The organism is Streptomyces sp. NPDC057302 (assembly GCF_042667685.1).
Taxonomy (GTDB): domain Bacteria; phylum Actinomycetota; class Actinomycetes; order Streptomycetales; family Streptomycetaceae; genus Streptomyces.
The window spans coordinates 177,946-202,538 of record NZ_JBHUZJ010000005.1 but is presented as its reverse complement, the minus strand read 5'-3'; the positions used below and the strand labels follow the sequence as shown (position 1 = coordinate 202,538).

The 24,593-nt window shown below is 70.3% G+C and carries 16 protein-coding genes; 4 read left to right on the top strand and 12 right to left on the bottom strand.

Going from position 1 to position 24,593, the window contains the following annotated elements:
• Positions 1–2 precede the first annotated feature (2 nt).
• From rpsP to proS, 3 genes are all read right to left on the bottom strand, one after another.
• A complete protein-coding gene (gene rpsP, locus ACFUPX_RS06470; RefSeq protein ID WP_383316901.1) occupies positions 3–440 on the bottom strand; it encodes a 30S ribosomal protein S16 in 438 nt (145 codons plus the stop codon).
• A gap of 208 nt (positions 441–648) precedes the next feature.
• Positions 649–1,245: a hypothetical protein gene (locus tag ACFUPX_RS06465; protein ID WP_383316898.1), complete on the bottom strand. Its 597-nt coding sequence runs from the start codon at positions 1,243–1,245 to the stop codon at positions 649–651.
• Between the two features lie 270 nt (positions 1,246–1,515).
• On the bottom strand, positions 1,516–2,931 hold the full coding sequence (gene proS / locus ACFUPX_RS06460; protein WP_383316895.1) for a proline--tRNA ligase: 1,416 nt from the start codon (positions 2,929–2,931) through the stop codon (positions 1,516–1,518).
• A 227-nt stretch (positions 2,932–3,158) separates the two neighbouring features.
• Between proS and ACFUPX_RS06455 the strand changes: the two genes are divergently transcribed.
• The gene (locus ACFUPX_RS06455; RefSeq protein ID WP_383316892.1) at positions 3,159–4,022 is read left to right on the top strand and encodes a class I SAM-dependent methyltransferase; all 864 of its coding nucleotides are present in this window, start codon (positions 3,159–3,161) and stop codon (positions 4,020–4,022) included.
• Positions 4,023–4,072: 50 nt separating this feature from the next.
• On the opposite strand, the gene ftsH is transcribed toward ACFUPX_RS06455, so the two are convergent.
• The 6 genes from ftsH to ACFUPX_RS06425 all read right to left on the bottom strand — a co-directional run bounded on the left by ftsH (position 4,073) and on the right by ACFUPX_RS06425 (position 13,925).
• Complete coding sequence (ftsH, locus tag ACFUPX_RS06450; RefSeq protein ID WP_383316889.1) at positions 4,073–6,007, bottom strand: ATP-dependent zinc metalloprotease FtsH; 1,935 nt, start codon at positions 6,005–6,007, stop codon at positions 4,073–4,075.
• 138 nt (positions 6,008–6,145) lie between these two features.
• Entirely contained in the window at positions 6,146–7,711 is a 1,566-nt protein-coding gene (gene ffh / locus ACFUPX_RS06445) for a signal recognition particle protein (protein ID WP_383316886.1), read from the bottom strand.
• 212 nt (positions 7,712–7,923) lie between these two features.
• A complete protein-coding gene (locus tag ACFUPX_RS06440) occupies positions 7,924–10,392 on the bottom strand; it encodes a [protein-PII] uridylyltransferase (protein WP_383316883.1) in 2,469 nt (822 codons plus the stop codon).
• A 53-nt stretch (positions 10,393–10,445) separates the two neighbouring features.
• Entirely contained in the window at positions 10,446–10,784 is a 339-nt protein-coding gene (locus ACFUPX_RS06435) for a P-II family nitrogen regulator (RefSeq protein WP_362340004.1), read from the bottom strand.
• On the bottom strand, positions 10,781–12,148 hold the full coding sequence (locus ACFUPX_RS06430) for an ammonium transporter (RefSeq protein WP_383316878.1): 1,368 nt from the start codon (positions 12,146–12,148) through the stop codon (positions 10,781–10,783). The genes ACFUPX_RS06435 and ACFUPX_RS06430 overlap by 4 nt, the downstream gene beginning before the upstream one ends.
• A 301-nt stretch (positions 12,149–12,449) precedes the next feature.
• A complete protein-coding gene (locus ACFUPX_RS06425) occupies positions 12,450–13,925 on the bottom strand; it encodes a hypothetical protein (protein ID WP_383316875.1) in 1,476 nt (491 codons plus the stop codon).
• A 422-nt stretch (positions 13,926–14,347) separates the two neighbouring features.
• Here ACFUPX_RS06425 and ACFUPX_RS06420 point away from each other — a divergent pair, with 422 nt between their 5' ends.
• Positions 14,348–15,010 carry a bifunctional DNA primase/polymerase gene (locus tag ACFUPX_RS06420; protein WP_383316873.1) on the top strand — a complete coding sequence of 221 codons (663 nt, stop codon included), beginning with the start codon at positions 14,348–14,350 and terminating at the stop codon, positions 15,008–15,010.
• Positions 15,011–15,100: 90 nt separating this feature from the next.
• On the opposite strand, the gene ftsY is transcribed toward ACFUPX_RS06420, so the two are convergent.
• Entirely contained in the window at positions 15,101–16,309 is a 1,209-nt protein-coding gene (ftsY, locus tag ACFUPX_RS06415; protein ID WP_383316870.1) for a signal recognition particle-docking protein FtsY, read from the bottom strand.
• A 211-nt stretch (positions 16,310–16,520) separates the two neighbouring features.
• Between ftsY and ACFUPX_RS06410 the strand changes: the two genes are divergently transcribed.
• Positions 16,521–17,963, top strand: a complete 1,443-nt coding sequence (locus ACFUPX_RS06410; protein WP_383316867.1) for a purine-cytosine permease family protein — start codon at positions 16,521–16,523, stop codon at positions 17,961–17,963.
• Positions 17,964–18,055: 92 nt separating this feature from the next.
• Positions 18,056–19,036 carry an LLM class flavin-dependent oxidoreductase gene (locus ACFUPX_RS06405; protein ID WP_383316864.1) on the top strand — a complete coding sequence of 327 codons (981 nt, stop codon included), beginning with the start codon at positions 18,056–18,058 and terminating at the stop codon, positions 19,034–19,036.
• 44 nt (positions 19,037–19,080) lie between these two features.
• Here ACFUPX_RS06405 and ACFUPX_RS06400 read toward each other — a convergent pair whose 3' ends face one another.
• Both ACFUPX_RS06400 and smc read right to left on the bottom strand, forming a co-directional pair.
• Positions 19,081–20,532 (bottom strand): sugar porter family MFS transporter, encoded by a 1,452-nt coding sequence (locus tag ACFUPX_RS06400; protein ID WP_383317032.1) that lies wholly within the window; start codon positions 20,530–20,532, stop codon positions 19,081–19,083.
• 245 nt (positions 20,533–20,777) lie between these two features.
• Positions 20,778–24,350 carry a chromosome segregation protein SMC gene (gene smc, locus ACFUPX_RS06395; RefSeq protein WP_383316861.1) on the bottom strand — a complete coding sequence of 1,191 codons (3,573 nt, stop codon included), beginning with the start codon at positions 24,348–24,350 and terminating at the stop codon, positions 20,778–20,780.
• Between the last annotated feature and the right edge of the window lie 243 nt (positions 24,351–24,593).

Genomic DNA, 24,593 nt, shown 5'->3' with positions numbered 1-24,593 from the left:
GCTCAGGCCTCGGTCGACTCGGTGGGCGCAGCCTCGGCCGCGTCCGCCTTCTTGTCAGCCTTCTTGGCCTTCTGGGTGATGGCCTCACCCTTCGCGTCGTCGCCCTCGAGGCCCTTGGTGAAGGCCTCGAACGCGGCGCGCTTGTCCTTGGGCTCCGCGACGAGCAGCGGCGCCGGGGCCGGAAGACCCTTGTGCGCCTGCCAGTCACCGGTGAGCTTCAGGATCGCCATGACCGGCTCGGTCGGCTGAGCGCCGACGGAGAGCCAGTACTGGGCGCGCTCCGAGTTGACCTCGATGCGCGAGGGGTTCTGCACCGGGTGGTACAGACCGATCTCCTCGATGGCCCGGCCATCACGGCGGGTACGGGAGTCGGCGACGACGATGCGGTAGTGAGGCGCGCGGATCTTTCCCAGACGCTTCAGCTTGATCTTGACTGCCACTGGAGTGGTGTCTCCTGGTCTTGACGTGGTTGGGCACAACGAGATGCCACGTGGGGTTGCGGTACTCGGGGTGCCCGATGGACGCGTCAGCCGGAGGCGAGAGGGTTCCTATGCGGCTGTCGAGTACAGCTAGACATTGTGCCATACGTCGCCGGGGCGTCCGAAACCGGTCCGGTCGCCCCCATCGACGCAGCGCCGGCCCGGTCCGTCAGCCGGCGACGGCGCCTACCACTTCCGGGATGCGGAAGGGCTTGCCGCAGCCGCCGCAGACGATGGGCGCCTGGGCGAGCACGGACGGGACGACGCGGACGTTGCGCCCGCAGTCGCAGACCGCCTTGACGCGGACGCCGCCCCCGGAGGAGCCGTGCCGGGCGGCCGGGCCCCGGAAGCTGCGTGCCGTGTCGGCGGCGGTCGCCGCGGTGTGCGCCTTGAGGGCGCGCTGGAGCCGCTCGATCGTCGGGCGGTAGCGCTTCCTCGCCTCGGGGTTGAGCGTGACCAGCGAGAAGCCGCTGCTGGGGTGCGGCTCATCGGGGTGGTCCAGGCCCAGCTCCTCGGCGATCGCGAGGAATCTGCGGTTGTGATAGCGGCCCGCGCGTGAGGTGTCGCGTACGCCGCGTGACGCGGCGATGCCATGGACTGCCTCATGGAGCAGTCGCTCGAAGGAGAGCTCGGCGCCGCAGGCGGACGACGACTCTCCGATCAGGGATTCGGGCGCGGCAAGATCGGGCAGCTCGGGGTGGTGCCGCTGAATATCGGCCCACGCCTGTGCCAGCTCTGCGGCGAGAACAGGTGGTGTCGTGCTCACGTCGTGAACAACGAGCCGGGGTGCCCAGGGGTTCCATTCCGGGGCATCCCAAATAATTTGCACGTACCCGTCAGTTGCCATTGATGTGCCATTGATGCGTCCGGACGAGGGCGGGTGCGCTGATCTGCCCAGAAGCCTCGCAGCTCATGGCAAGCCGGTACGTAGTGGCGCTTACGCCCCGGCGCGTAGAAGAAGTCCTCGCACCGGGGCGCGTGTTGCCTGGACAGGCGTACGAGCCAGGAACGCGCGCTGGTACCGGAGGCCCGCCCGTCAGTAGGCGCGGGCCACCACAGCGACGTTACCCGGGGTCTCATCGGCGTCGGGCACCGCCCCGTCCTCCGCGACCAGACACCGTACGGACACGGAGTGCTCGGCCAGCTCGGCCTCGCCCTCCGGGCCGAGCGTGGCCCACGGGATGCGTGCCCAGCCGCCCGCGGCGGTGGCCTCCACGGCCTGTTCGACGGTGGTGACGTCCGAGGTGCGGGACTCCCTGCGCTCGCGGGCCTGGTCCAGGAGCAGCCGCTGGTCCTCCTCGAGGATGGTGGGCACCAGGGCCGCCAGGGAGTCGATCGCGACCGGCTCCTTGCCTCCCCTGATGCGGCGGGCCAGCATCGCGGTGCCGTTCTCCAGGTCGCGCGGGCCGACCTCGACGCGCACCGGCACTCCCTTGAGCTCCCAGTCGACGGCGCGGCGCCCGAAGGGGACGTCCGTACGGTCGTCGACCTGGACGCGCACGCCCGCGGCCTTCAGCCGGTCGCCGATCTCGCGGACCTTGGCGAGCACCGCGTCGTCGCCCTTGATGGCGAGGACGACGGCCTGGACCGATGCGAGACGCGGCGGGACCCGCAGGCCGCTGTCGTCCCCGTGCATCATCACAAGGGCGCCGATCATCCTTGTCGTACTGCCCCAGGAGGTCTGCCAGACGAGCTCCTGCTTGCCCTCCTTGGAGAGGTACCGGGTGTGGAAGGCCCTGGCGAAGTTCTGGCCGAGCTCGTGGCTGGTGCCGAGCTGGAGGGCCTTGCCGTCGCCCATCATGCCTTCGAGCGTGAGGGTGTTGATGGCGCCGGCGAACCGCTCCTGGGCGGTCTTGCGGCCCAGCACGAAGTCCATCGCGAGTACGTCCCGCATGAACGCTCCGTAGACGTGCCGGTGGATGCGGGCCGCGAAATCGCGTGCTTCCTCGTACGTCGCGTGCGCCGTGTGGCCCTCCTGCCAGAGGAACTCCGACGTCCGCAGGAAGAGGCGGGGCCGCAGCTCCCAACGGACCACGTTCGCCCACTGGTTGATGAGGAGCGGCAGGTCGCGGTAGCTCTGCACCCACTTGGAGAAGTACTCGTTGACGATCGTCTCGGAGGTGGGGCGGATGACGACCGGCTCCTCCAGCTCCTTGCCACCGCCGTGCGTGACGACGGCCAGTTCGGGGGCGAAGCCTTCGACGTGCTCGGCCTCCCTGGTCAGGTACGACTGGGGGATGAGGAGGGGGAAGTACGCGTTCTGGGTACCCGTCTCCTTGATGCGCGCGTCCATGTCCTGCTGCATGCGTTCCCACAGACCGTAGCCATACGGTCGGATCACCATCGTGCCGCGCACCGGGCCGTTGTCGGCCAGCTCGGCCTTGCTGATCAGATCCTGGTACCAGCGCGGAAAGTCTTCCGCCCGGGGCGTGAGAACGGGTGCCTTAGCCATGGCGCGCATGGTACGGCGGGCCTCCGGAGGGCGTGAATTGAATTCTTCCGGGGCTCCACCGGGGGGCGCACGACGGTGGCACGCAAGCATTGCCCCACAACCTCTGGACGCCGCGACGGATGCGGAGTTCTCTGGCATACGGGGGGAGTGCGAGCGCACTGCACGGGGGCGGACGAAACGTTTGAATACGACACTCCAGCCACTCTCGGCGGATTGGGGCGCTTTCGATGACACCTACACTCGCGCAACCGCACCTCCCCCGCGCGGGCGCGACCCCCCGCGGCGTGGACCGGTGCGCACGCGCGCGTGACTGGGCGGAGATCCAGGAACGGATGCTGGTCCCGCTCTATGAAGCGGTGTACGAACGACTCGACGTAGGCAGCGGGACACGGCTTCTCGGCCTCGGCTGCGGTTCCGGGCTCGCGATCCTGATGGCGGCGTCCCGGGGCGCGTCGGTCACCGGCGTCGATCCCTCGGCGCCCGAACGGCTCACCCTGGCACGTGAGCGCCTGCTGCCCGACGCGGGCTCGGACGCACCACCGCACGGCGGCGCCCGGCTCGTCGAGGGCGGCCCCGCCGACGTGTCGGGGCCGGACGTACCCCTCTTCAACCTGGTGACCGCGTTCCAGCCGATCGGCTGCGTGGCGGGTGACTCCGAAGGCCTCGCGGGCCTCCTGGAGGCCACCGTCCCGCTGACCGCGCGCGGCACCCCCGTGGTCCTCGCCGGATGGGGTCCCCCGGAGCGCTGCACGACCTCTTCTGTACTGAAGGTGGCGACCAAGCTCGCCGACCCACTCCGTAGTACGGGAAGTTGGCGCCCCGCGCTCCGCGACGACCTGGAGGAGGTCGCCCAACGGGCCGGCCTCAAACCGGACGGCTCGGGACGCGTCGCGTGCCCCTTCGGGTACGCGGACACGGACAGCGCGGTCCGCGGTCTGCTCTCGACGGGACTGTTCGACGCGGCGATCGGCGCGACGGACCAGGTGCAGGTCAACAAGGAGCTGACAGAGGCCCTCCACCCGCACAAGCGGCGGGACGGGACCATCTGGATGCCCAATGTGTTCCGGTACTTGATCGCCCGGACGCGGTAGGGGGCTAGCTTCCTCCCTGTCCCGCGGAACCGTTTCACCGACGAAGGTGCCTAGTCGGCGTCCTTGGTCAGGCGGGTGATGCCGGCCACTCGGTACGCCGTCGCCTCCTCCAGGGTTTCGTTCTCCAGGAGTGCGGCTGCCAGGGCGTCCAGTTGGTCTCGGTGGTCCCGCAGTTGGCGGGAGGCGATCTCGTAGCACTCGTCGACGATCCGGCGCATCTCGTGGTCGATGGTGTCGAGGGTGACGGGGGCCGCGGAGAGGCCGTAGGCCTGTTGGGCGTCGTTCGGCAGTGCGGAGAGGCGGCCCACGCGTTCGCTCATGCCCCAGCGGGCGACCATGCCGCGGGCGATGTTGGTGACCTGTTCGAGGTCGCTCTCGGCGCCCGTGGTGATGGCGTCGAAGACGACGTGTTCGGCCGCCATGCCGCCCAGGGCTCCGATGATGCGGCCGCGCAGATACTCCTCCGTGTACGCGTACTTGTCGGCGTCCGGAGTCGAGAGCGTGACGCCCAGGGCGCGACCGCGGGGCACGATGGTGATCTTCCGGACCGGGTCGGCGCCGGGCTGCAGCATGCCGAGGAGGGCGTGGCCGCTCTCGTGGTACGCCGTGCGCCGCCGCTCCTCGTCGGGCATGACCAGCGGCCGCTCGGCGCCGAGCTGGACCTTCTCCAGGGCCTCGGAGAGATCGGACTGCGTCACTTCCCTCTGCCCGCGCTTGACCGCGAGCAGGGCGGCCTCGTTGGCGAGGTTGGCGAGATCCGCGCCGGTCATCCCCGGTGTCGTACGGGCGACCTGGGCGAGGTCGACGTCGGCCGCCATCGGGATCTCACGGGTGTGGATCTTGAGGATGGCCTCGCGTCCGCCGCGGTCGGGCGGGCTGACGGTGACCACCCGGTCGAAGCGGCCGGGGCGGGTCAGGGCGGAGTCGAGGATGTCGGCGCGGTTGGTGGCCGCGAGGACGATGACGCCCTCGGAGCCCGAGAAACCGTCCATCTCGGTGAGAATCTGGTTCAGCGTCTGCTCGCGCTCGTCGTGCCCGCCCATCCCGCCGCCGCCCCGCGCCCGCCCGATGGTGTCGATCTCGTCGATGAAGATGATGGAGGGCGCGACCTTCCTGGCCTCGGCGAAGAGTTCACGTACGCGCGAGGCGCCGACGCCCACGATCATCTCGATGAACTCCGAGGCGGAGGCCGAGAAGAAGGGCACCCCCGCCTCACCGGCGACGGCCCGCGCGAGCAGCGTCTTGCCCGTTCCCGGCAGGCCCGCGAGCAGCACGCCCCGCGGCATCTTGGCGCCCATCTCGCGGTAGGCGTCGGGGTTCTTCAGGAAGTCGACGACATCGCTCAGCTCGCCCTCGACCTCGTCGATGCCCGCCACGTCCTCGAAGGTGGTGCGCTGGTCGCCGGGTTCGAGCTCCACCGGCTTCGGCGGCGCCTTGCGGCCCAGCATGCCGCCCGCGCCGCCCATGCCCGAGCTCATCCGCCGGGCGATGAAGATCCACAGGAAGACCAGGAGCAGCATCGGGGCGAGCGAGATGAGCAGGTTGGAGAGGAAGCTGCGTTCCTGGACGACGGGCTCGGCGGTGACGGTGACATCGTGCTTGGTGAGGTCGTCCCAGAGCTTGTCGTCGGCGAAGGCGGGCCGCTGGGTGGTGAACTTGGTGTACTTCCCCTTCTCGTCCCCCGGCTTCTCCTGCTCCTTCTTGAGCTGCCCCTGGATCGCGTCGCCCTTGGAGTAGATCTTCGTGACGTTCCCGGAGTCGACCTGCTTGCTGAACTCCGTGTACGAGATCGTCGGCTCGTCGCCGTCGTTGAAGAAGGAGAGCACCAGGTTGGCGATGAGATAGACGATGAGCGCGGTGAGGATGAGGCCGCCCCATCCGCCCGGCATCTTCTTCTTCGGCGGTGGCGTGGGCGCGGGCGGGGGTGCGCCCTCGGAGCGCCAGGGCTTGTCGGGCGCCCGGCGCGGCGGCACAGGGTTGCTCATATTCGGACGTTACGACACAAACAGGGGTGGGGCACCTGCTCGTATCCGCTCCGAAAGCGATCGGGAAACGCGTCGAAAACGCCTGGGGCGCCCCTCTCGGCAGAGGGGCGCCCCAGGTGACGTACGAGATGCGAGGCGTCAGCCCATGAACTTCTTGAACTCGTCCGGCAGCTCGAAGTTCTGCCCCTGCTGTCCCGCGGGGAGGCCGAAGGCGCCGCCTTCCTGGCCCGCCTGACCCGCCTGCTCGCGGCGGGCGGCTGCCTCCTGCTCCTCCTGCTGGCGCTTCATCGGGTTACCCGACTTCCGCTTGCCCTTGGCCTGCTTCTGCTTCTTCTTCTGCTTGCCGGGGCCGCCACCCATGCCCGGCATCCCGGGCATACCCGGCATGCCGCCGCCCTGGGCCATCCGCGACATCATCTTGCGGGCCTCGAAGAAGCGCTCGACCAGGTTCTTGACGGCGCTGACCTCGACGCCGGAGCCCTTGGCGATACGGGCGCGGCGCGAGCCGTTGATGATCGCGGCGTCCGCGCGCTCGGCGGGCGTCATCGACTTGATGATGGCGGCGGTGCGGTCGACGTCCCGCTCGTCCAGGTTGTTGATCTGGTCCTTGATCTGCCCCATGCCGGGCATCATCCCGAGCAGCTTGCTGATGCTGCCCATCTTGCGGACCTGCTCCATCTGGGCCAGGAAGTCGTCGAGCGTGAAGTCCTTGCCGCCCTTGCTGCCCTGCAGCTTGGCGGCCATCTTCTCGGCCTCTTGCTGGGAGAAGGTCTGCTCGGCCTTCTCGATCAGCGTGAGCATGTCGCCCATGCCGAGGATGCGGGACGCCATGCGGTCCGGGTGGAACGCGTCGAAGTCGTCCAGCTTCTCGCCGTTCGAGGCGAACATGATCTGGCGGCCCGTGACCTGGGCGATCGACAGGGCGGCGCCACCTCGGGCGTCACCGTCGAGCTTCGACAGGACCACGCCGTCGAAGCCGACGCCGTCGCGGAAGGACTCCGCCGTGTTGACGGCGTCCTGACCGATCATGGCGTCGACGACGAAGAGGACCTCGTCCGGGCTCACGGCGTCGCGGATGTCCGCGGCCTGCTGCATGAGCTCCTGGTCGATGCCGAGGCGGCCCGCGGTGTCGACGATGACGACGTCGAACTGCTTGGTCTTGGCGAACTCGATGGAGTCCTTGGCCACCTGGACCGGGTCGCCCACGCCGTTGCCCGGCTGCGGGGCGAAGACGCCTACGCCCGCGCGCTCGGCGACGACGGACAGCTGGTTCACGGCGTTGGGGCGCTGCAGGTCGCACGCCACCAGGAGCGGCGAGTGGCCCTGCCCCTTCAGCCAGAGGCCGAGCTTTCCGGCGAGGGTGGTCTTACCAGCACCCTGCAGACCGGCGAGCATGATGACGGTCGGCGGGTTCTTGGCGAACCGCAGGCGTCGCGTCTCGCCGCCGAGGATGCCGACGAGCTCCTCGTTGACGATCTTGATGACCTGCTGGGCGGGGTTCAGGGCCTGGGAGACCTCGACCCCGGCGGCGCGCTCCTTGATCTGCTTGATGAAGGCACGGACGACGGGGAGGGCGACATCCGCCTCGAGCAGGGCGATGCGGATCTCGCGCGCGGTGGCGTCGATGTCCGCCTCGGACAGGCGGCCCTTGCCCCGGAGGTTCTTGAATGTCGCTGCGAGGCGGTCGGAGAGAGTGTCGAACACGGCGGTCGCGAATCCTCGGGTCGGGGGCGGGCGGACAGGTCGCCCTCCAGGGTATCCGCACCACCGCGGCACTGTGCCCCGCCGGGGTGGGCGAGGGCTCGCGGGCGGGCGTCGGTTTCATCACCGCGTGGCGGCTTCGGGCGGTGTCCACCGAACGCCTGCCCACAGAGGAGACGCCACGGCCGGATCCGCCAGGACCACCTCGTACCCCGTCAACGCCCCCGCAACGCCTCCTCCACCGCCCGAGCCACCCCCGCCGCCCGCTCCCCCGGCAACGGCGCCCCCGCCCCCGTCACGTAGAACGCGTCCACCGCGTTGGCGCCCAGCGTCGACACATGCGCGCTGCGCACCGCCACCCCCGCCGACTCCAGTGCGCGCCCGATCCGGTGCAGCAGGCCCGGGGCGTCCTGGGCCCGTACCTCGATCACCGTCGCGAGGCGTGAGGCGGCCGGGGCGACCGTTACGCGCGGCGGCGGCGCCACCGTTCCGCGGCGCCTCGGGTACGCCGCGTCCCGCTCCGCCAGCCGCGACGCGATGTCCAGCGATCCGTCAAGCGCCCGCACCAGGTCCGACCGCAGCCGCGCGGCCTGCGGCAGGGAGCCGTACTCCGCGGCGACCCGCCAGTTCAGGAGCAGCACCGAGTCTTCGGGCCCCGACGGCAATCCGACGCTTCGCAGCTCGGCGGTGCGCACCGCGAGCCGGTGCATGGCGAGCACCCCGGCGACGGCGGACAGCACGCCCTGCTGGTCCGGCACCGCGATGATCAGTTCGACGCCCAGCGGCTCGGGGTCCACCGAAGCGTCCGAAGCGTCATCCACGCCGGGCCCCTCCGTCTGCGCCCGCAGGGCGAGGACCGGCCCGCCCGTACGAAACGCCTCCACGGCAAGCCGCTCCTGCTCGGCGGTGGGAGCGACGTCCTCCACTCCCTCCGGCCCGTCCCCCAGCAGCACCGCCCCCACCCGCTTCACCAGGTCGGCGACGAGCGAACCCCGCCAGGCGGACCAGGCCGCGGGCCCGGTGGCCAGCGCGTCCGCCTCGGTCAGCGCGTGCAGCAGTTCCAGCGTCCCCAGCGACCCCACCGCGTCCGCGACGGCCCGTACGGTGGCCGGATCGTCGAGGTCCCGCCGCGTGGCCGTCTCGATCAGCAGCAAGTGATGGCGCACCAAGGTCGCGAGCACCGCCACGTCGCCCCGGTCGAACCCGATCCGGGCGGCGACGTCACGGGCGATGATCTCCCCGGCCACGGAGTGGTCCCCCGGCCAGCCCTTCCCGATGTCGTGCAGCAGCCCGGCGACCAGCAGCAGGTCGGGCCGGCCCACGCGCCGGGTCAGCTCCGAGGCCTGCACCGCCGTCTCCACCAGATGCCGGTCGACCGTCCACGTGTGCACGGCGTTGCGCTGCGGCCTGCACCGCACCCGCTCCCAGTCGGGCAGCAGCCGGGTGATCAAGCCCTCGGCCTCCAGCGCCTCCCACACCTCGACCGTGGGCCGCCCGGCCCCCAGGAGCGTCACCAGCTGCTCCCGGGCCTCCGCGGGCCACGGCGTGGGCAGGGGCCGCACGGCCGCCGCCATCCTGCGCACCGCGTGCAGCGACAGCGGAAGACCGGCCTGGGCCGCTGCCGCGGCGGCCCGCAGCGGCAGCACCGGGTCACGCTCGGGCCTGGCGGCCCTGGCGAGGACCACCTCCCCGTCCTGCTCGACCACACCCTCGGCCAGCGGCGACCGCTCGGCCGCCGCCGCCCCCTTGCCGCCGCCCAGCATGGCCCGCAGCCGGGGCCGCACGGAGCGGGACCGCAGCACCCTGCTCACCTCGCGCCACGTCACGTCACTCGCGTACGAGACGGTGCGGGCGGACTCGTACACCTGCCGGAGCAAGGTGTCGGCGTCCAGCAGGCCCAGTTCCGCGGCGACCTGGTCCTGCTCCTGCAGCGCGAGCCGGTCCGTGGCCCGCCCCGTCGTCAGATGCAGCGCGTCCCGCACGTCGAGCAACCGCCGCCGGGCGTCGGCGAGTCCCTCCCGTGGCGCGTCCGCGAGCCACGAGGCGGCGACCGCCCGCAGCGCGGTCGCGTCACGCAGGCCGCCCCTGGCCTCCTTCAGGTCCGGCTCCAGGAGATAACTCAGCTCCCCCTGCCGCTCGGCCCGTTCCTCGCACAGCTCCCGCAGCTCGGGCAGCCGCTTCGGCGCGAGGTTGCGCCAGTCGGCGAGCACGGCCGTCCGCAGCCCGGCGGTCAGACCGAGGTCGCCCACGACGTGCCGCGCGTCGAGCAGCCCCAGCTGCACCTTCAGGTCCTCGCCCGAGGTCTTGCGCGCCTCGGCCGGGGTCCGCACGGAGTGGTCGAGCGCGAGACCCAGATCCCAGATGGGGTACCAGATCCGATCCGCGAGGGCAGCGATCGCACCGGCGTCCGCGCTGCCGTCGTGCAGGAGCAGCAGGTCGAGGTCGCTGCGCGGCGAGAGCTCTCCCCTGCCGTAGCCCCCCACGGCGACCAGCGAGGCCCCGCGCGGCGCGCCCGCGGCCGTGAAGAGCCCGGTCAGCCAGTCGTCCGTGAGGTCGGCGAGGGCCGAACGGCGCGGCGGCCCGGACTGCGCCTCCCCTTGGAGGAGGCGCAGCCGGGCCGCCGCATAGCCGCTGGGTCCGGAGTCTTCCGAGTCCGATTCAGTACGTACGTCCACACTCGTCACCCAGCAGCTCCTGTCAGTCCCGCTCAGTCCCGCTCAGCTCTTGCCCACCGAGCTCACAACGCATCAGGTCCGCGCTCGCCGGTCCGTACCCGAACCGCCGTGTCGACCGGGACGCTCCAGACCTTGCCGTCCCCGATCTTGCCGGTCCGGGCGGCCTTGACCACGACATCCAGGAGTTGTTCGGCGTCGTCGTCCTCGACCAGGACCTCGATGCGGATCTTCGGTACGAGGTCGACGGTGTACTCCGCGCCACGGTAGACCTCGGTGTGACCGCGCTGGCGGCCGTAGCCGCTGGCCTCGGTGACGGTCAGGCCCTGGACGCCGAAGGCCTGGAGGGCCTCCTTGATCTCGTCGAGCCGGTGCGGCTTGACGACCGCGGTGATGAGCTTCATGCGTCCACCCTCTTGTTCTTGTCGGTCGCGGCCTTACCGGCGTCCTGGGCCGGCGGTCCGGGCACCGAGGCGGTACGGGGAGCCGTGCCACCGCCCGCTCCGCTGAAGTCGTACGCGGTCTCGGCGTGCTGCACCTGGTCGATGCCGCCGACCTCCTCGTCCTCGCCGACCCGCATCCCGATGGTCTTGTCGACCAGGAAGGCGAGGATCGCGGAGGCGATGAGGGAGTACGCGAGGACGGCGCCGACACCGGCGGCCTGCTTGCCCAGCTGATCGAGTCCGCCGCCGTAGAAGAGGCCCTTGGCGTCGGACTGGACGCCACCGGTGGCGAAGAAGCCGACGAGCAGCGAGCCCACGACACCGCCGACGAGGTGGACACCGACGACGTCGAGGGAGTCGTCGTAGCCGAACTTGAACTTGAGGCCGACGGCCATGGCGCAGAGCAGACCGGCGATGGCGCCGACGGCGATCGCGCCGAGCGGCGAGACGGAACCGCCGGACGGGGTGATGGCGACGAGCCCCGCGACGGCGCCCGATGCCGCGCCGAGGGTGGTGAACGCGCCGTGCCGGATCTTCTCGTAGGCGAGCCAGGCCAGCATGGCGGCGGCGGTGGCGACCTGCGTGTTCAGGAACATCATCGCGCCGACGCCGTCGTCGTTGCCCAGCCACGATCCGGCGTTGAAGCCGAACCAGCCGAACCAGAGCAGTGCGGCGCCGAGCATGACGAGCGGCAGGCTGTGCGGCCGCATCGGGTCCTTCTTGAAGCCGACGCGCTTGCCGATGACCAGGATCACGCCGAGGGCGGCGGCACCCGCGTTGATGTGCACGGCCGTGCCGCCGGCGAAGTCGATGACTCCGAGCTCGAAGGCCCAGCCGCCCGTGCCCCACACCCAGTGCGCGACCGGGAAGTAGACGACGGTGGCCCAGAGCGTGACGAACAGCGCCCAGGCGGTGAACTTCACGCGGTCGGCGAGCGCACCGCTGATCAGGGCGGGCGTGATGATCGCGAACATCAGCTGGAAGACCGCGAAGACGTAGACCGGGACGGTGTAGCCGTCCCACAGCTCGGTGAGGCCTATGCCGCTGAGCCCCACGTAGTCGGACGACCAGCCGAAGAGGCTGCCGTGGTCGGTGCCGAACGCGATGGAGAAGCCGTACAGCACCCAGAGGATGGTGACGATCCCCAGACTGATGAAGCTCATCATCAGCATGTTCAGCGTGCTCTTGACACGGACCATGCCTCCGTAGAAGAAGGCGAGTCCCGGTGTCATGAGCATCACCAGGGCGGAACAGATGAGCATGAACCCTGTGTTGGCGGCAGACAGCTGCGGGGCGTCTGCGGCGATCGTGATGCCTGGGGGCATCGGCGTCTCCTCGTCGTCGTATGCGGCCCGTGCGGGCGGGGCAAGAGGGGGTGGGCCGTTATGCGCCATGAGATTGGCCCAGCGCCGTTTCAGGGGGCGCCCCTCGATGTTTCGCCGCAGTGACGAAGAGGTCGTACGTGTTACGCGTCCATGAACTGCCGGGTCAGGCCGGGCGCGGATTCATACCCTGCGCACAGCACGCGAACCGGCCACGGCGGCCATCCGATTGACCTGGCGTGGGGGAGCCGAGTCGGGCAGTTCGGGATGGGCCGGCCGCGGCCGGAGTTCTGGTGGGGCGCCGTCAGACCGCCTCCGCGGTCTCCGGCATGTCGATGGCGAGCTGGTCGGTGAGCTGCACGACCTCGGCGATGTCGCCGAAGTCCCGCACCGCGGTGTCCACGGTCTTGCGAAGGCGGGTGTTGACCCGCTCGGAGCGGACCTTCTTGGCGATGGTGAGCGCCTGCCTCGCCAGGACCGTGCTCTGCTCCGGTTCACGCTGGAGCAGGTGGACCGTCGCCATCCCGATGAGGTTCAGTGCGTACGAACGCTGGTGCTCGGGGTCCTTGCCGAAGAGGTCGACGGCGCGCTCCATGACGGGCTCGGAGAGCGAGGCGTACGTCGGGCTGCGGCCCGCCACATAGGCCAGGTCGCGGAACGAGTGGGCGTTCTCGCCGTTGAGCTCGGCCTCGGAGAAGAAGCGGATCCAGTCGGGCTCGGGCTCGTCGAAGTCGGCGGCGTCGGTGAAGGTGTCCTCGGCCATGCGCACGGCCCGCTTGCACTTGCCGGGCTGGCCCATGCTGGCGTAGGCGCGGGCCTCCATCGCATACAGCATGGCCTGGGTGCGCGGGCTCGCGCAGTCCCGGCTTCCGTACTGCGCGAGGTGGATCAGTTCGAGCGCGTCGTCGGGCCGCCCGAGGTGGATCATCTGGCGGCTCATGCTGGAAAGGACGTACGAACCCAGCGGCTTCTCGCCGGCTTCCTTCGCGGCGTGCAGGGCCAGGACGAAGTACTTCTGGGCGGTGGGCTGGAGCCCGACGTCGTAGCTCATCCAGCCGGCCAGTTCGGCCAGCTCCCCCGCCACCTTGAAGAGCCGCTTGGACGTGGCCTCCGGCTGGGGCTCCTGCAACAGGTCCGTCACCTCGTGCAGTTGGCCGACGACCGCCTTGCGCCGCAGCCCGCCGCCGCACTGGGCGTCCCACTGCCGGAACATCACCGTCGTGGACTCCAGGAGGTCCAGCTCCGGTTTGGAGAGCCGTCCCGGCCTGCGGGAGGACACGGGCGGCTCGGGGTCGGCGACCGGGGCCGTCGGTCCCGGGACCAGCCAGCGCTGCATGGGCTCGATGAGGGCGGGACCGGCGGAGAGCGCGAGCGAGGTGCCGAGGAAGCCGCGCCGGGCCAGCATCAGGTCGCTGCGCGAGAACTCACTGATGAGCGCGACGGTCTGGGGTCCGGTCCAGGGCAGGTCGACGCCGGAGACGGAGGGCGACTGGTGGGCGGCGCGCAGCCCGAGGTCCTCGACCGCGACGACACAGCCGAACCGCTCGGAGAACAGCTCGGAGAGGATGCGCGGGATGGGCTCGCGGGGGTTCTCGCCGTCCAGCCAGCGCCGTACGCGCGAGGTGTCGGTGGAGATGTGATGGGCGCCCAACTGCCGCGCCCTGCGGTTCACTTGGCGCGCCAGCTCGCCCTTCGACCAGCCGCTGCGCACGAACCAGGAATTGAGCAGTTCGTTGGGGCGCTTCTCAGCGTTCGCACCACTTCCGCCATTGCCGCCCACTGGAACGCCCCCATCCCTCATGACACTTACGCGCGGTCCCACGCCAAGCCCTACCAGAATGCCGCGCGTTGCGGCTCTCCGTCCGGAGAACGTCACCCATCGAACAGGAAACCGACTTGCCTCCGGCATACCCACGAGTGCACAGCACTTAGGGTCCGTGCACTGAAAGTAATCCTACGATCACCCCTCCGGCGAGGGCGATCGCGGAAACGCCACCATTCGCCACCCCTTCGAATGAACTCCCGGCCCGCCACAAGCGATTGACTTGACAGTGGACGTTCGAAGGTGGGCGGAAGGGAGCACTTGGGGGCGCAAATGACCGAGCGCACCCCCCTGCGAACCCCGGACGCCGGAACAAAAGCACAGAGTAACGATCCGATTCCGTCACGTAACCACACCGCGCTCGACCCGTTGGAGGGGGCATGGGCTTCACGATCGGCGGTATCCGGGGAACCGACAAGCCCCGCACCGGTTCACGGCGGCGCGGCCGCGCGTCGGACTGCACTGCGGTGGCCGAGTACACCGGGCTGTGGGGATGGGCCGCGGTCCCCGGCGCACGCGCTCTGGACGGCCGCTGCTCCTGCGGCGCGGCCGACTGCGCCGCCCCCGGCGCCCACCCCCTGAAGTTCGCCCCCGAGGTGCCCGCCGGGGCGACGCTGGACGAAGTGACCGACGCCTGGGCCCAGTTCCCCGGCGCCGCCGTGCTGCTCCCCGTGGGGCGCGCCTTCGACGTGATCGAGGTGGCCGAGGCCGCCGGGCGCAGGGCGCTGGTCCGCCTGGAGCGCATGGGCCTGCCGCTCGGCCCGGTGGCGGCCACCCCTCAGGGCCGGGCGCACTTCTTCGTCGCCCCCGGAGCCGCCGCCGAACTCCCCCAGCTGCTCTACCGCATGGGCTGGGACGACGCGGGCATCGACCTGCACGGCCTGGGCCCCGGCACGCACATCACGGCCCCGCCGTCCGACCGCGCGGGTCTCGGCCCGGTCCGCTGGCTCCGCGCGCCGGACCTCGACTCGGCGACGCATCCGCCCCAGGCGCGGCTGATCCTGGGGACCCTGGCGTACGTGGCCCATCGCTCACCCGCGTAGCAGCCGCGGCTGCGCACACGGAAATGCCCCACCCCGGCTGCATCCCGGGGTGGGGCATTTCTTCGCGTACGGTCCGGTGCTCCGGCGTCGCTACTCGCCGATCAGCGCGTCCACGAACGCCTCCGGCTCGAACGGCGCCAGGTCGTCCGCGCCCTCTCCGAGCCCGATCAGCTTCACCGGCACGCCCAGCTCGCGCTGGACCGCGACGACGATGCCGCCCTTGGCCGTGCCGTCCAGCTTCGTCAGGACGATGCCGGTGATGTCGACGACCTCGGCGAAGACCCGCGCCTGCACCAGGCCGTTCTGCCCGGTCGTGGCGTCCAGGACGAGCAGCACCTCGTCCAGCGGCGCGTGCTTCTCCACGACGCGCTTGACCTTGCCGAGCTCGTCCATGAGGCCGGTCTTGGTGTGCAGGCGGCCCGCGGTGTCGATGAGCACGACGTCCGCGCCCTCCGCGATGCCTTCCTTGACCGCGTCGAAGGCGATCGACGCCGGGTCGCCGCCCTCGGGGCCGCGGACCGTGCGGGCGCCGACGCGCTCGCCCCAGGTCTGCAGCTGGTCGGCGGCGGCGGCACGGAAGGTGTCCGCGGCGCCGAGGACCACCGAGCGGCCGTCGGCGACCAGGACGCGGGCGAGCTTGCCCGTGGTGGTGGTCTTGCCGGTGCCGTTCACGCCGACGACCATCACGATGCCGGGCGTCTCCAGGCCCGACTCGGTCTTGACCGTGCGGTCGAGCTCCGGGCCGAGCAGCGTGAGGAGTTCCTCGCGCAGCAGGGTGCGCAGGTCGTCCGGGGTGCGGGTGCCGAGCACGCGGACGCGCTCGCGAAGGCGCTCGACCAGTTCCTGGGTGGGGGCGACGCCGACGTCGGCGGTGAGGAGCGTGTCCTCGATCTCCTCCCACGTGTCCTCGTCCAGGTGCTCGCGGGAGAGGAGCGTGAGCAGCCCCTTGCCGAGTGCGTTCTGCGAGCGGGAGAGCCGCGAGCGCAGACGGACCAGGCGACCTGCCGTGGGCTCCGGGGTCTCGATCTCCGGGGCGGCCGGCTCTTCGACGACGACCGGGGCCGAGGCCGAGGGTTCGGCGAGCGGGAGTTCCACCTCCTCGATCGTGCGGCGCGGTTCGTCGCGCGGCGTCTCGGCCTCGTCGCCGATATGCGGCTCGGCCGGAGGAGCGGTGATGGTGGGCGTGGACGACGGGGCCTTCGGCGGCAGCCGCTTCTTCTTGCGGCTGCCGATCACGAGCCCGCCGAGCGCGCCGATCACGACCACGGCGATGACTACAGCAAGGATGACGATTTCCATAACCCACCCAGTATCAGCCATGGGGGCAACACGGGCCCAGCCTGGAGCTTCCTCCAAAGAACATAAGCTCATAGAGGGCACTACTCGGACTAAAGTACGATGGAGCTCTCCGCATCAACGCGCGTAGAGTCCAACCCGATCACCCCCACACGGACGGATCACGGACGGATCGCGGCGTTGCGATCCGAGCGAGAGGCACGGACCCCACCCCATGAGCACCACCGCCACCGCCGAAACCGAAGGCGCACTGGAGACACGCGGCCTCGAGCCCGTCCCCGACTCCGAGCGCACGGGCCGAACCCGCGAGCTGTTCCCCACCTGGGTGGCGGCCAACATCAGCGTCCTGCTGCTCACCATGGGCGCGGGCATCGCGACGAACGGCCTCAACTTCTGGCAGGCGCTGGTCGTCGCCCTGGTCTCGCCGCTCCTCAGCTACGGCCTGGTCGGTCTGATCTCGATCGCGGGCAAGCGCGGCGGCTCCCCCGGCATGACGCTCTCGCGCGCGGTCTTCGGCCAGCGCGGCAATCTCTTCCCGGGCTCGCTGATCTGGGTGGCGCGCTGGGGCTGGGAGACGATCAACGCGGTGACGGGCGCGTACGCGATCATCACCGTCCTGGACATCTGCTTCGGCGTGGAGTCCAGCACGTGGCTCACCATCGTGACACTGGTCGCCTTCGTCGCCTGTACGTTCCTGATCAGTGGCCTCGGCCGCAAGGTGCTGCACATCTGCAACACCTGGGCGACGTACCTCTTCGGCGCGTTCAGCGTCCTCGTGCTGGTCTACCTGGTGGCCAATACCCCCTGGTCGGACGTCTTCTCGCGGTCCGCGGGCTCCACCGCGGCGATGATCGCGGGCATCGGCACGATCGCCGCGGGCGGCATCAGCTGGGTCCCCACGGGCCCGGACTTCACGCGCTACCTCCCGCGTAACGCCTCCAGCAAGGCGCTGGTGGGCAACGCGATCGGCGGCGCCGGCATCGTCGTCGTACCGATGGTCCTGATGGGCGCGGTCATGGCGGTCAGCACGCCGAGCCTGTCGAAGGCCTCGGACCCGGTCTCCTTCCTCGGCGAGCTGCTTCCGACGTGGATCGCGGTGCCGTACCTGCTGATGGCCCTGATCGGCATGCTGCTCATCAACTCGATGTCGATGTACTCGGCGGGCTTCACCGCGATGACGCTCGGCATCAAGGTCCCGCGCACGTGGGCCGTGTCCATCAACGCGATCATCAGCCTGATCTTCGGCTACCTCCTGATGAACGTGGCCACCAGCTTCATCGGTTCGTTCATCTCCTTCCTGACCCTGCTCGCGGTCGCGTTCTCCGCCTGGATCGGCGTCTTCGGCATCGACATGCTGAGCAGGAAGACGTACGACGCCGAAGCGCTGATGGACACCAAGCGCACCAGCGCCTACTGGTACAAGGCCGGCTTCGCCTGGCAGGCCATGACCGCGTGGGCGATCGCCCTGGTGATGGGCCTGCTCTTCACGAAGGTCGACTGGTTCAGCGGCCCGCTCGCCACCTCCTGGATCGGCCGCAACGGCCTGGGCTGGCTCGCCACGATCCTCATCGCCGCCGCGCTGTACGCGGTGCTGCCGAGGACCCCGGCCGCCCAGGCGCCCCAGGGCAAGGGCGACAGCGAGCTGGTCTCGGCCTGATCGGCGATCAACTGCCTCCGGGCACTGGTCATCTGACACCACGTCATCTAACGTCCCTCTTCGCCCGCCCACGGTGAAGGGGGACGTTTTCCATGCCCGTCACAGTCGTACGTTTCAACCTCGTCGATCCGGACGCGACACCCAGCTCGCTGAGCGACCGCTACAAGGCCGCCCTGGAGATGTCCACGTACGCGGATGACCGGGGCATCTCCACCGTGCAGACCGAGGAGCATCACGGGGTCGGCAACAACTGGCTGCCCTCGCCCTTCACTTTCGCGGGCGCGGTCTTCGGGGCGACCCGGCGCATCGCGGTCACGGTCTCCGCGATCATCGGCCCGCTGCACGATCCGCTGCGGCTCGCCGAGGACATCGCCGTACTCGACCTGCTCAGCGGCGGCCGTCTGGTGACAGTGGCGGGGATCGGTTACCGGCCCCAGGAGTACGAGGCGTTCGACGTCGACTGGAAGCGGCGCGGCAAGCTCCAGGACGAGCTCCTGGAGACCCTGTTGCAGGCGTGGACGGGCGAGCCCTTCGAGTTCCGCGGCCGTACCGTGCGCGTCACCCCGCGTCCGTACACCCAGCCCCACCCGCTGCTCCTGGTCGGCGGCTCCTCGCAGGCGGCGGCCCGGCGCGCGGCCCGGCTCGGCCTGCCGTTCTTCCCCAGCGCCCATCTGCCGGAACTCGAGGCGTACTACAACGCACGGCTCGCGGAGTACGGCACCGAGGGCTGGACCATGATGCCCGCGGCCGAGACCCCGCTCCTGCACATCGCCGACGACCCGGACCGCACCTGGGCCGAGCACGGCGAGCACTTCCTGCACGAGGCCCGTACGTACGCCTCATGGCAGTCCAAGGACATCCGCTCGGCGGTGAAGTCCGCGGCCACCACGGTCGAGGAGCTGCGCGCCGAGGGCGTCTACCGCGTGCTCACGCCCGACGAGTGCGTGGCGCACGTGCAGCGCGGCGCCGCCAATCTCGTACTGCATCCGCTCTCGGGAGGGATGCCGGTGGACGAGGGCTGGCGCAGCCTGCACCACTTCTGCGAAAACGTACTGCCCCGGCTCAAGGAGTAGGTCCTTGAGCCGGGGCAGCTTCCTCAGAGGAGGGGCAGCGGGGATTAGCCCATCTCCTCCAGGGTCTTGCCCTTCGTCTCCTTGACGAACTTCATGACGAAGGGGATCGAGATCACGGCGAAGGCGCCGTAGATGATGTACGAGCCGGTCAGGCTCCACTCGGACATGCTCGGGAACGTCTTGGTGATCGCGAAGTTGGCGAGCCACTGGGCCGACGCGGCGACACCGAGGGCGGCTGCGCGGATCCGGTTGGGGAAGATCTCGCCGAGCAGGACCCAGACCACCACGCCCCAGGAGAGGGCGAAGAAGAGCACGAAGAAGTTGGCGGCGATGATCGCCGTCAGGCCCTGCGCGTTCGGCAGCGAGACGTTGTCGCCGGAGCCGGTGCGGTAGGAGAACGCCCAGGCGCAGGTGAAGAGCGCGAGCGCCATGCCGGCGGAGCCGATGATGGCGAGCGGCTTGCGGCCGATGCGGTCGACGAAGAGCATCGCGATGATCGTGCCGATGATGTTCACGATCGACGTCTCGAACGAGTACAGGAACGAGCTGCTCGGGTCCTTGCCGACCGACTGCCACAGCTGGTTCGAGTAGTAGAAGATCACGTTGATGCCGACGAGCTGCTGGAACACCGAGAGGCCGATGCCGATCCAGACGATCGGCAGGAAGCCGACCTTGCCGAGCAGGTCCTTGAACGAGGACTTGTGCTCGCGGCGCATGCCCTCCTCGATCTCGTTGACGCGCGCGTCCAGGTCGATCTTGTTGCCCTCGACCTCGCCGAGCACCTTCTTCGCCTCGACGTCACGGCCGACCGAGATCAGGAAGCGGGGGGACTCGGGGATGACGAAGGAGAGCACGCCGTACAGGACGGCCGGGATGACCATGACGCCGAGCATCAGCTGCCAGGCTTCGAGGCCCATCACCTTGCCGCGCTGGTCGTCGTCGGCCAGCTTCAGGATGCCGTAGTTGACCAGCTGGGAGACGGCGATGCCGATGACGATCGCGGCCTGCTGGAAGGAGGCGAGGCGGCCTCGGTACGCGGGCGGGGCGACCTCGGCGATGTAGGCCGGGCCGATGACGGAGGCCATGCCGATGCCGATGCCGCCGATGAAGCGCCACATCGTCAGGTCCCAGGCCGCGAACGGCAGGGCGGAACCGATGGCGCTCGCGGCGAAGAGGACGGCGGCGATCTGCATGCAGCGGATGCGGCCGATGCGGTCGGCGATGCGCCCGGCGACCGCCGCGCCGACGGCGCAGCCGAGCAGCGCGGTGGCGATGATCCAGCCGAGCATGTTCGCGTCTACGTCGAACCGGTGCTGGATGGCGACGGTCGCGCCGTTGATCACGGAGCTGTCATAGCCGAAGAGGAAGCCGCCCATGGCTGCGGCCGCCGTGATGAAGATGACATGGCCGAGATGGTCCGGCCTGGCCTCTCTGCCTTCGGGCTGGGGCGCCTTCGTTGTGCTGGTCACATGGACTCCTCGGGCCACCGGCAGCATCGCCGGGGGTGGGGGTGAGCACTTCAAGTGGCGCACAACTTCACGCCGCCCACCACCTGAAGGTAAAAGCAACGTTGCAGAGACTATGCCTTCAAGTTTCGAAGTCAATACCTGGGTTCCTGTGAACTTCAGGGACTCCTGAGGTCAACTTCGTTCAAGTCTTGAAGTTATGAAGGTGAGCCGGTGAAGAGGTGCCGGGGGGTCTGTGGAGCGCTGCGAGAGGGCTGCGAAAGGGCTGCGGAGCGCTACCGCAGCCGCTGGCTGATCACCTTCGAGACGCCGTCGCCCTGCATGGAGACGCCGTACAAGGCGTCCGCGACCTCCATCGTGCGCTTCTGGTGGGTGATCACGATGAGCTGTGACGCCTCCTGCAGCTCCTCCATGATGCGGATGAGCCGCTGCAGGTTGGTGTCGTCGAGTGCGGCCTCGACCTCGTCCATCACATAGAAGGGACTCGGCCGTGCCTTGAAGATCGAGACGAGCAGCGCGACGGCCGTCAGGGACCGCTCACCGCCGGAGAGCAGCGAGAGCCGCTTGACCTTCTTGCCGGGCGGGCGCGCCTCGACGTCGACCCCCGTGGCGAGCATGTTGCCGGGGTCGGTCAGGACGAGCCGCCCCTCGCCGCCGGGGAAGAGCCGCGAGAACACGCCCTCGAACTCCCGGGCCGTGTCCCGGTAGGCCTCGGTGAAGACCTGCTCGACGCGCTCGTCGACCTCCTTCACCACTTGCAGGAGATCGGTCCGCGTCTTCTTCAGGTCTTCGAGCTGCTCGCTCAGGAACTTGTGGCGCTCCTCGAGTGCGGCGAACTCCTCAAGGGCGAGCGGGTTCACCTTTCCGAGCTGCTGGTACGCCCGTTCGGCTGACCTCAGCCGCTTCTCCTGCTCACCGCGTACGTACGGCACGGGCCGGTTGCGCGGGTGCTCCGGATCCTCGGGCAGCTCCTCGCCCTCGGCCGCGGGCGAGGGGGGCACAAGCTGGTCGGGGCCGTAGTCGGAGACGAGTCCTGCCGGTTCCACACCGAGTTCCTCCAGTGCCTTGGACTCCAGCTGCTCGATCCGCAGCCGCTTCTCGGCACCGAGTACCTCGCCGCGGTGAACTGAATCGGTCAATGTGTCGAGCTCCGCCTTGAGGTCGCGCCCCTGGCTCCGCTCGGCGGTCAGATCCCGCTCCCGGACCTCCTTGGCGCGCTCGGCGGCGGCACGTTCCTCCTGGGCCCGCACGAGGGAGACCTCGACATGCGCGAGCAGCTGCCGCGCGCCCCGGGCGACGGCCTCGGCGACCGCCGCCTCGTGCCGCATCCGGGCCTTGCGCTGCTCGGCACGCGCGCGTGCCTCGCGTTCGGCGCGGGCACCCCGGTCGAGCGAGTCGGCCCGCCCCGAAAGCCCCTTGACCCGCTCCTCGTGCGTACGCACCTGGAGCCTGGCCTCCATCTCGGTCTGCCGGGCATTGGCCCCGTCGGCGGCAAGGCGGTCCCGTACGGCGGTGTCGGGCTCCTCCTCCACCGGCGCCTCCTGGGCCACCGCGAGCCGCTCGGCCAGTTCCTCGGCGTCCTCGACCGCCTTGTCCAGCGCCTCCTGGGCCTTGGCCGCGGCTGCCGCACTGCGCTCGGCCTCGCCCACCGCGCCACGCGCCTGCCCGGCGAGCGCGCCCAGCTGCTGCGCCACCGAGGACTTCTCCCGGTCGGCGGTGCGCCTGCGCTCCCCCAGCTCCTCGACGAGCGCGGCGGCTTCCTTGCGCCGCTCGCCCGCATCCTGCTGGGCGTGCGCCAACTGCTCGCACTGCTCCGCCAGTTGCTCCAGCTCGGCCGCCGCCTCGTCGACGGAGGCCTGCACTTCGAGAAGGCTCGGCGCCCCGGCGGACCCGCCCTGCGCGAAGTGCGCCCCGAGCAGGTCCCCCTCGGCGGTCACGGCGGTCAGCTCCGGATGGGCGTAGACGAAGTCCTCGGCGTCCTCCAGGGTGCCCACGGCGACCATCCCCCGCAGCAACCGCCGCACCGCGGGCATCAACTCCTCCGGCCCGCGCACCAGTTCGGCGACCAGTGCCGGTCCTTCGGCGCCTTCCGGCCGTACGTCACGGGGGTCGCCGCCCGGCGTCTCCTGGGCACTGGCCAGGAGCAGCGCGGCCCGCCCCGCGTCCTGCTTGCGCAGCAGCCTGATGGCTTCCGCCGCCGACGCCGGGGTGGTCACGGCGATCGCGTCCGCCGCCGCGCCGAACGCCGCCGCCACGGCGACCTCGTGGCCCGGGGCGATCGAGAGCAGTTCGGCCGCCGGTCCGAGCAGTCCCGTGAGGCGGTCCTTGGCGGCGAGCAGCGCCCCGGTGCCGTCCTTGCGGCGCAGGCCGAGCGCGAGCGCCTCGTGCCGGGCGGCGACCGCGGCCCGCTTGCGCTCGGCCGCGGTGGCCGCCTCCCGGGCCGCGGTCAGCTCGCCTTCGGCCTGACTGAGGGAACGCTTCGCCTCGTCGTGCCGCTCGCCGAGCTCCGTGTCACCGGCGTCGAGCCCGTCGACCTCCGCCTTGAGCTGCTCGTACTCCTCCTGGGCCGCGACCGCGCGCTCCCCCGCCTCGTCGCGTGCCACGGCGAGCCGGTCGATCTCGGCCTGCGCGGAGCCCGCCCGCGAACGTGCCGCGTTGACCTGGCCGTTCAGCCGCGCCAGCCCCTCGCGCCGGTCGGCGATGGACCGTGCCACGTCCTTGAGGCGGCGCTCCTCGACCGCGAGCTCCCGCTCCAGATCGGCACGGTGGCCGATGGTGTCTTCAAGCGCGTGTTCGGCCGCTTCGAGGGCGGCTTCCAGCTCCGCCTCCTGCTCACGGATCCGCGCGGCCTCGCGCTCCATGTCCTCGGGGTCACGTCCACGCCGCTCCTCCGGGGGCGCGGCGCTCGCGCTCTTGACCCGGGCATCGGCGAGCGACACCGTGCCGCGCACCCGCTCGGCCAGCTGCGAGAGCTCGTACCAGGTCTGCTGCGCCCGCTGGAGCCGCGGCGTCAGGCGGCGCACCTCGTCCTCCAGCTCCGCCTCCCGCTGGAGCGCCTTCTTCAGCGCGGCCTCCGCGGTGTCCTTGCGCCGCTTGAGCTCCGCCTCGTCGGCGACCTCGGTGCGCAGGGCGTCCCGCAGGCGTACGAGATCGTCGGCGAGCAGCCGAAGGCGGGTGTCGCGCAGATCGGCCTGGATGACGGCGGCCCTGCGCGCCACGGCGGCCTGTCTGCCGAGCGGCTTGAGCTGGCGCCTGAGCTCGTCGGTCAGGTCCTGGACGCGGGCGAGGTTGGCCTGCATCGCGTCGAGCTTGCGCAGCGCCTTCTCTTTGCGCTTGCGGTGCTTGAGGACACCGGCGGCCTCCTCGATGAAGGCGCGGCGCCCCATGGGGTCGGCGTGCAGGACGCCGTCGAGCTGGCCCTGCCCGACGATGACGTGCATCTCGCGCCCGATGCCGGAGTCCGAGAGCAGTTCCTGGATGTCGAGCAGCCGGCAGGTGTCCCCGTTGATCTGGTACTCGCTGCCGCCGTTGCGGAACATGATCCGCGTGATGGTGACTTCGGCGTACTCGATGGGCAGGGCGCCGTCGGAGTTGTCGATGGTGAGGGAGACCTCGGCGCGGCCGAGCGGGGGGCGCCCGGTGGTGCCGGCGAAGATGACGTCCTCCATCTTGCCGCCGCGCAGCGACTTGGCGCCCTGTTCGCCCATCACCCAGGACAGCGCGTCCACGACATTGGACTTGCCGGAGCCGTTCGGTCCGACGACGCAGGTGATGCCCGGCTCGAACTTCAGCGTCGTCGCCGACGCGAAGGATTTGAAACCGCGCAGGGTCAAGGCCTTGAGGTGCACGCCGCCGGACTCTACCTTTCACTGACCGTTTCACCCAGGAAGGTGCAGGGCACATCAGATGTAAAGGAAACAGGCTACGCGGCGGCAAGAAAGAAGGGACGCCGAAGCGTCCCTTGCAGATCTGGACAGGCGGCTGCCGTGGCAGCCCGACCACGTGCGTTAAGAGGCACTGTTCACAGGCACCTCGCAGACCCGAGAGAGCATGACGCGACCAATGACGCGTGACGCAAGATCGTGCGAGGT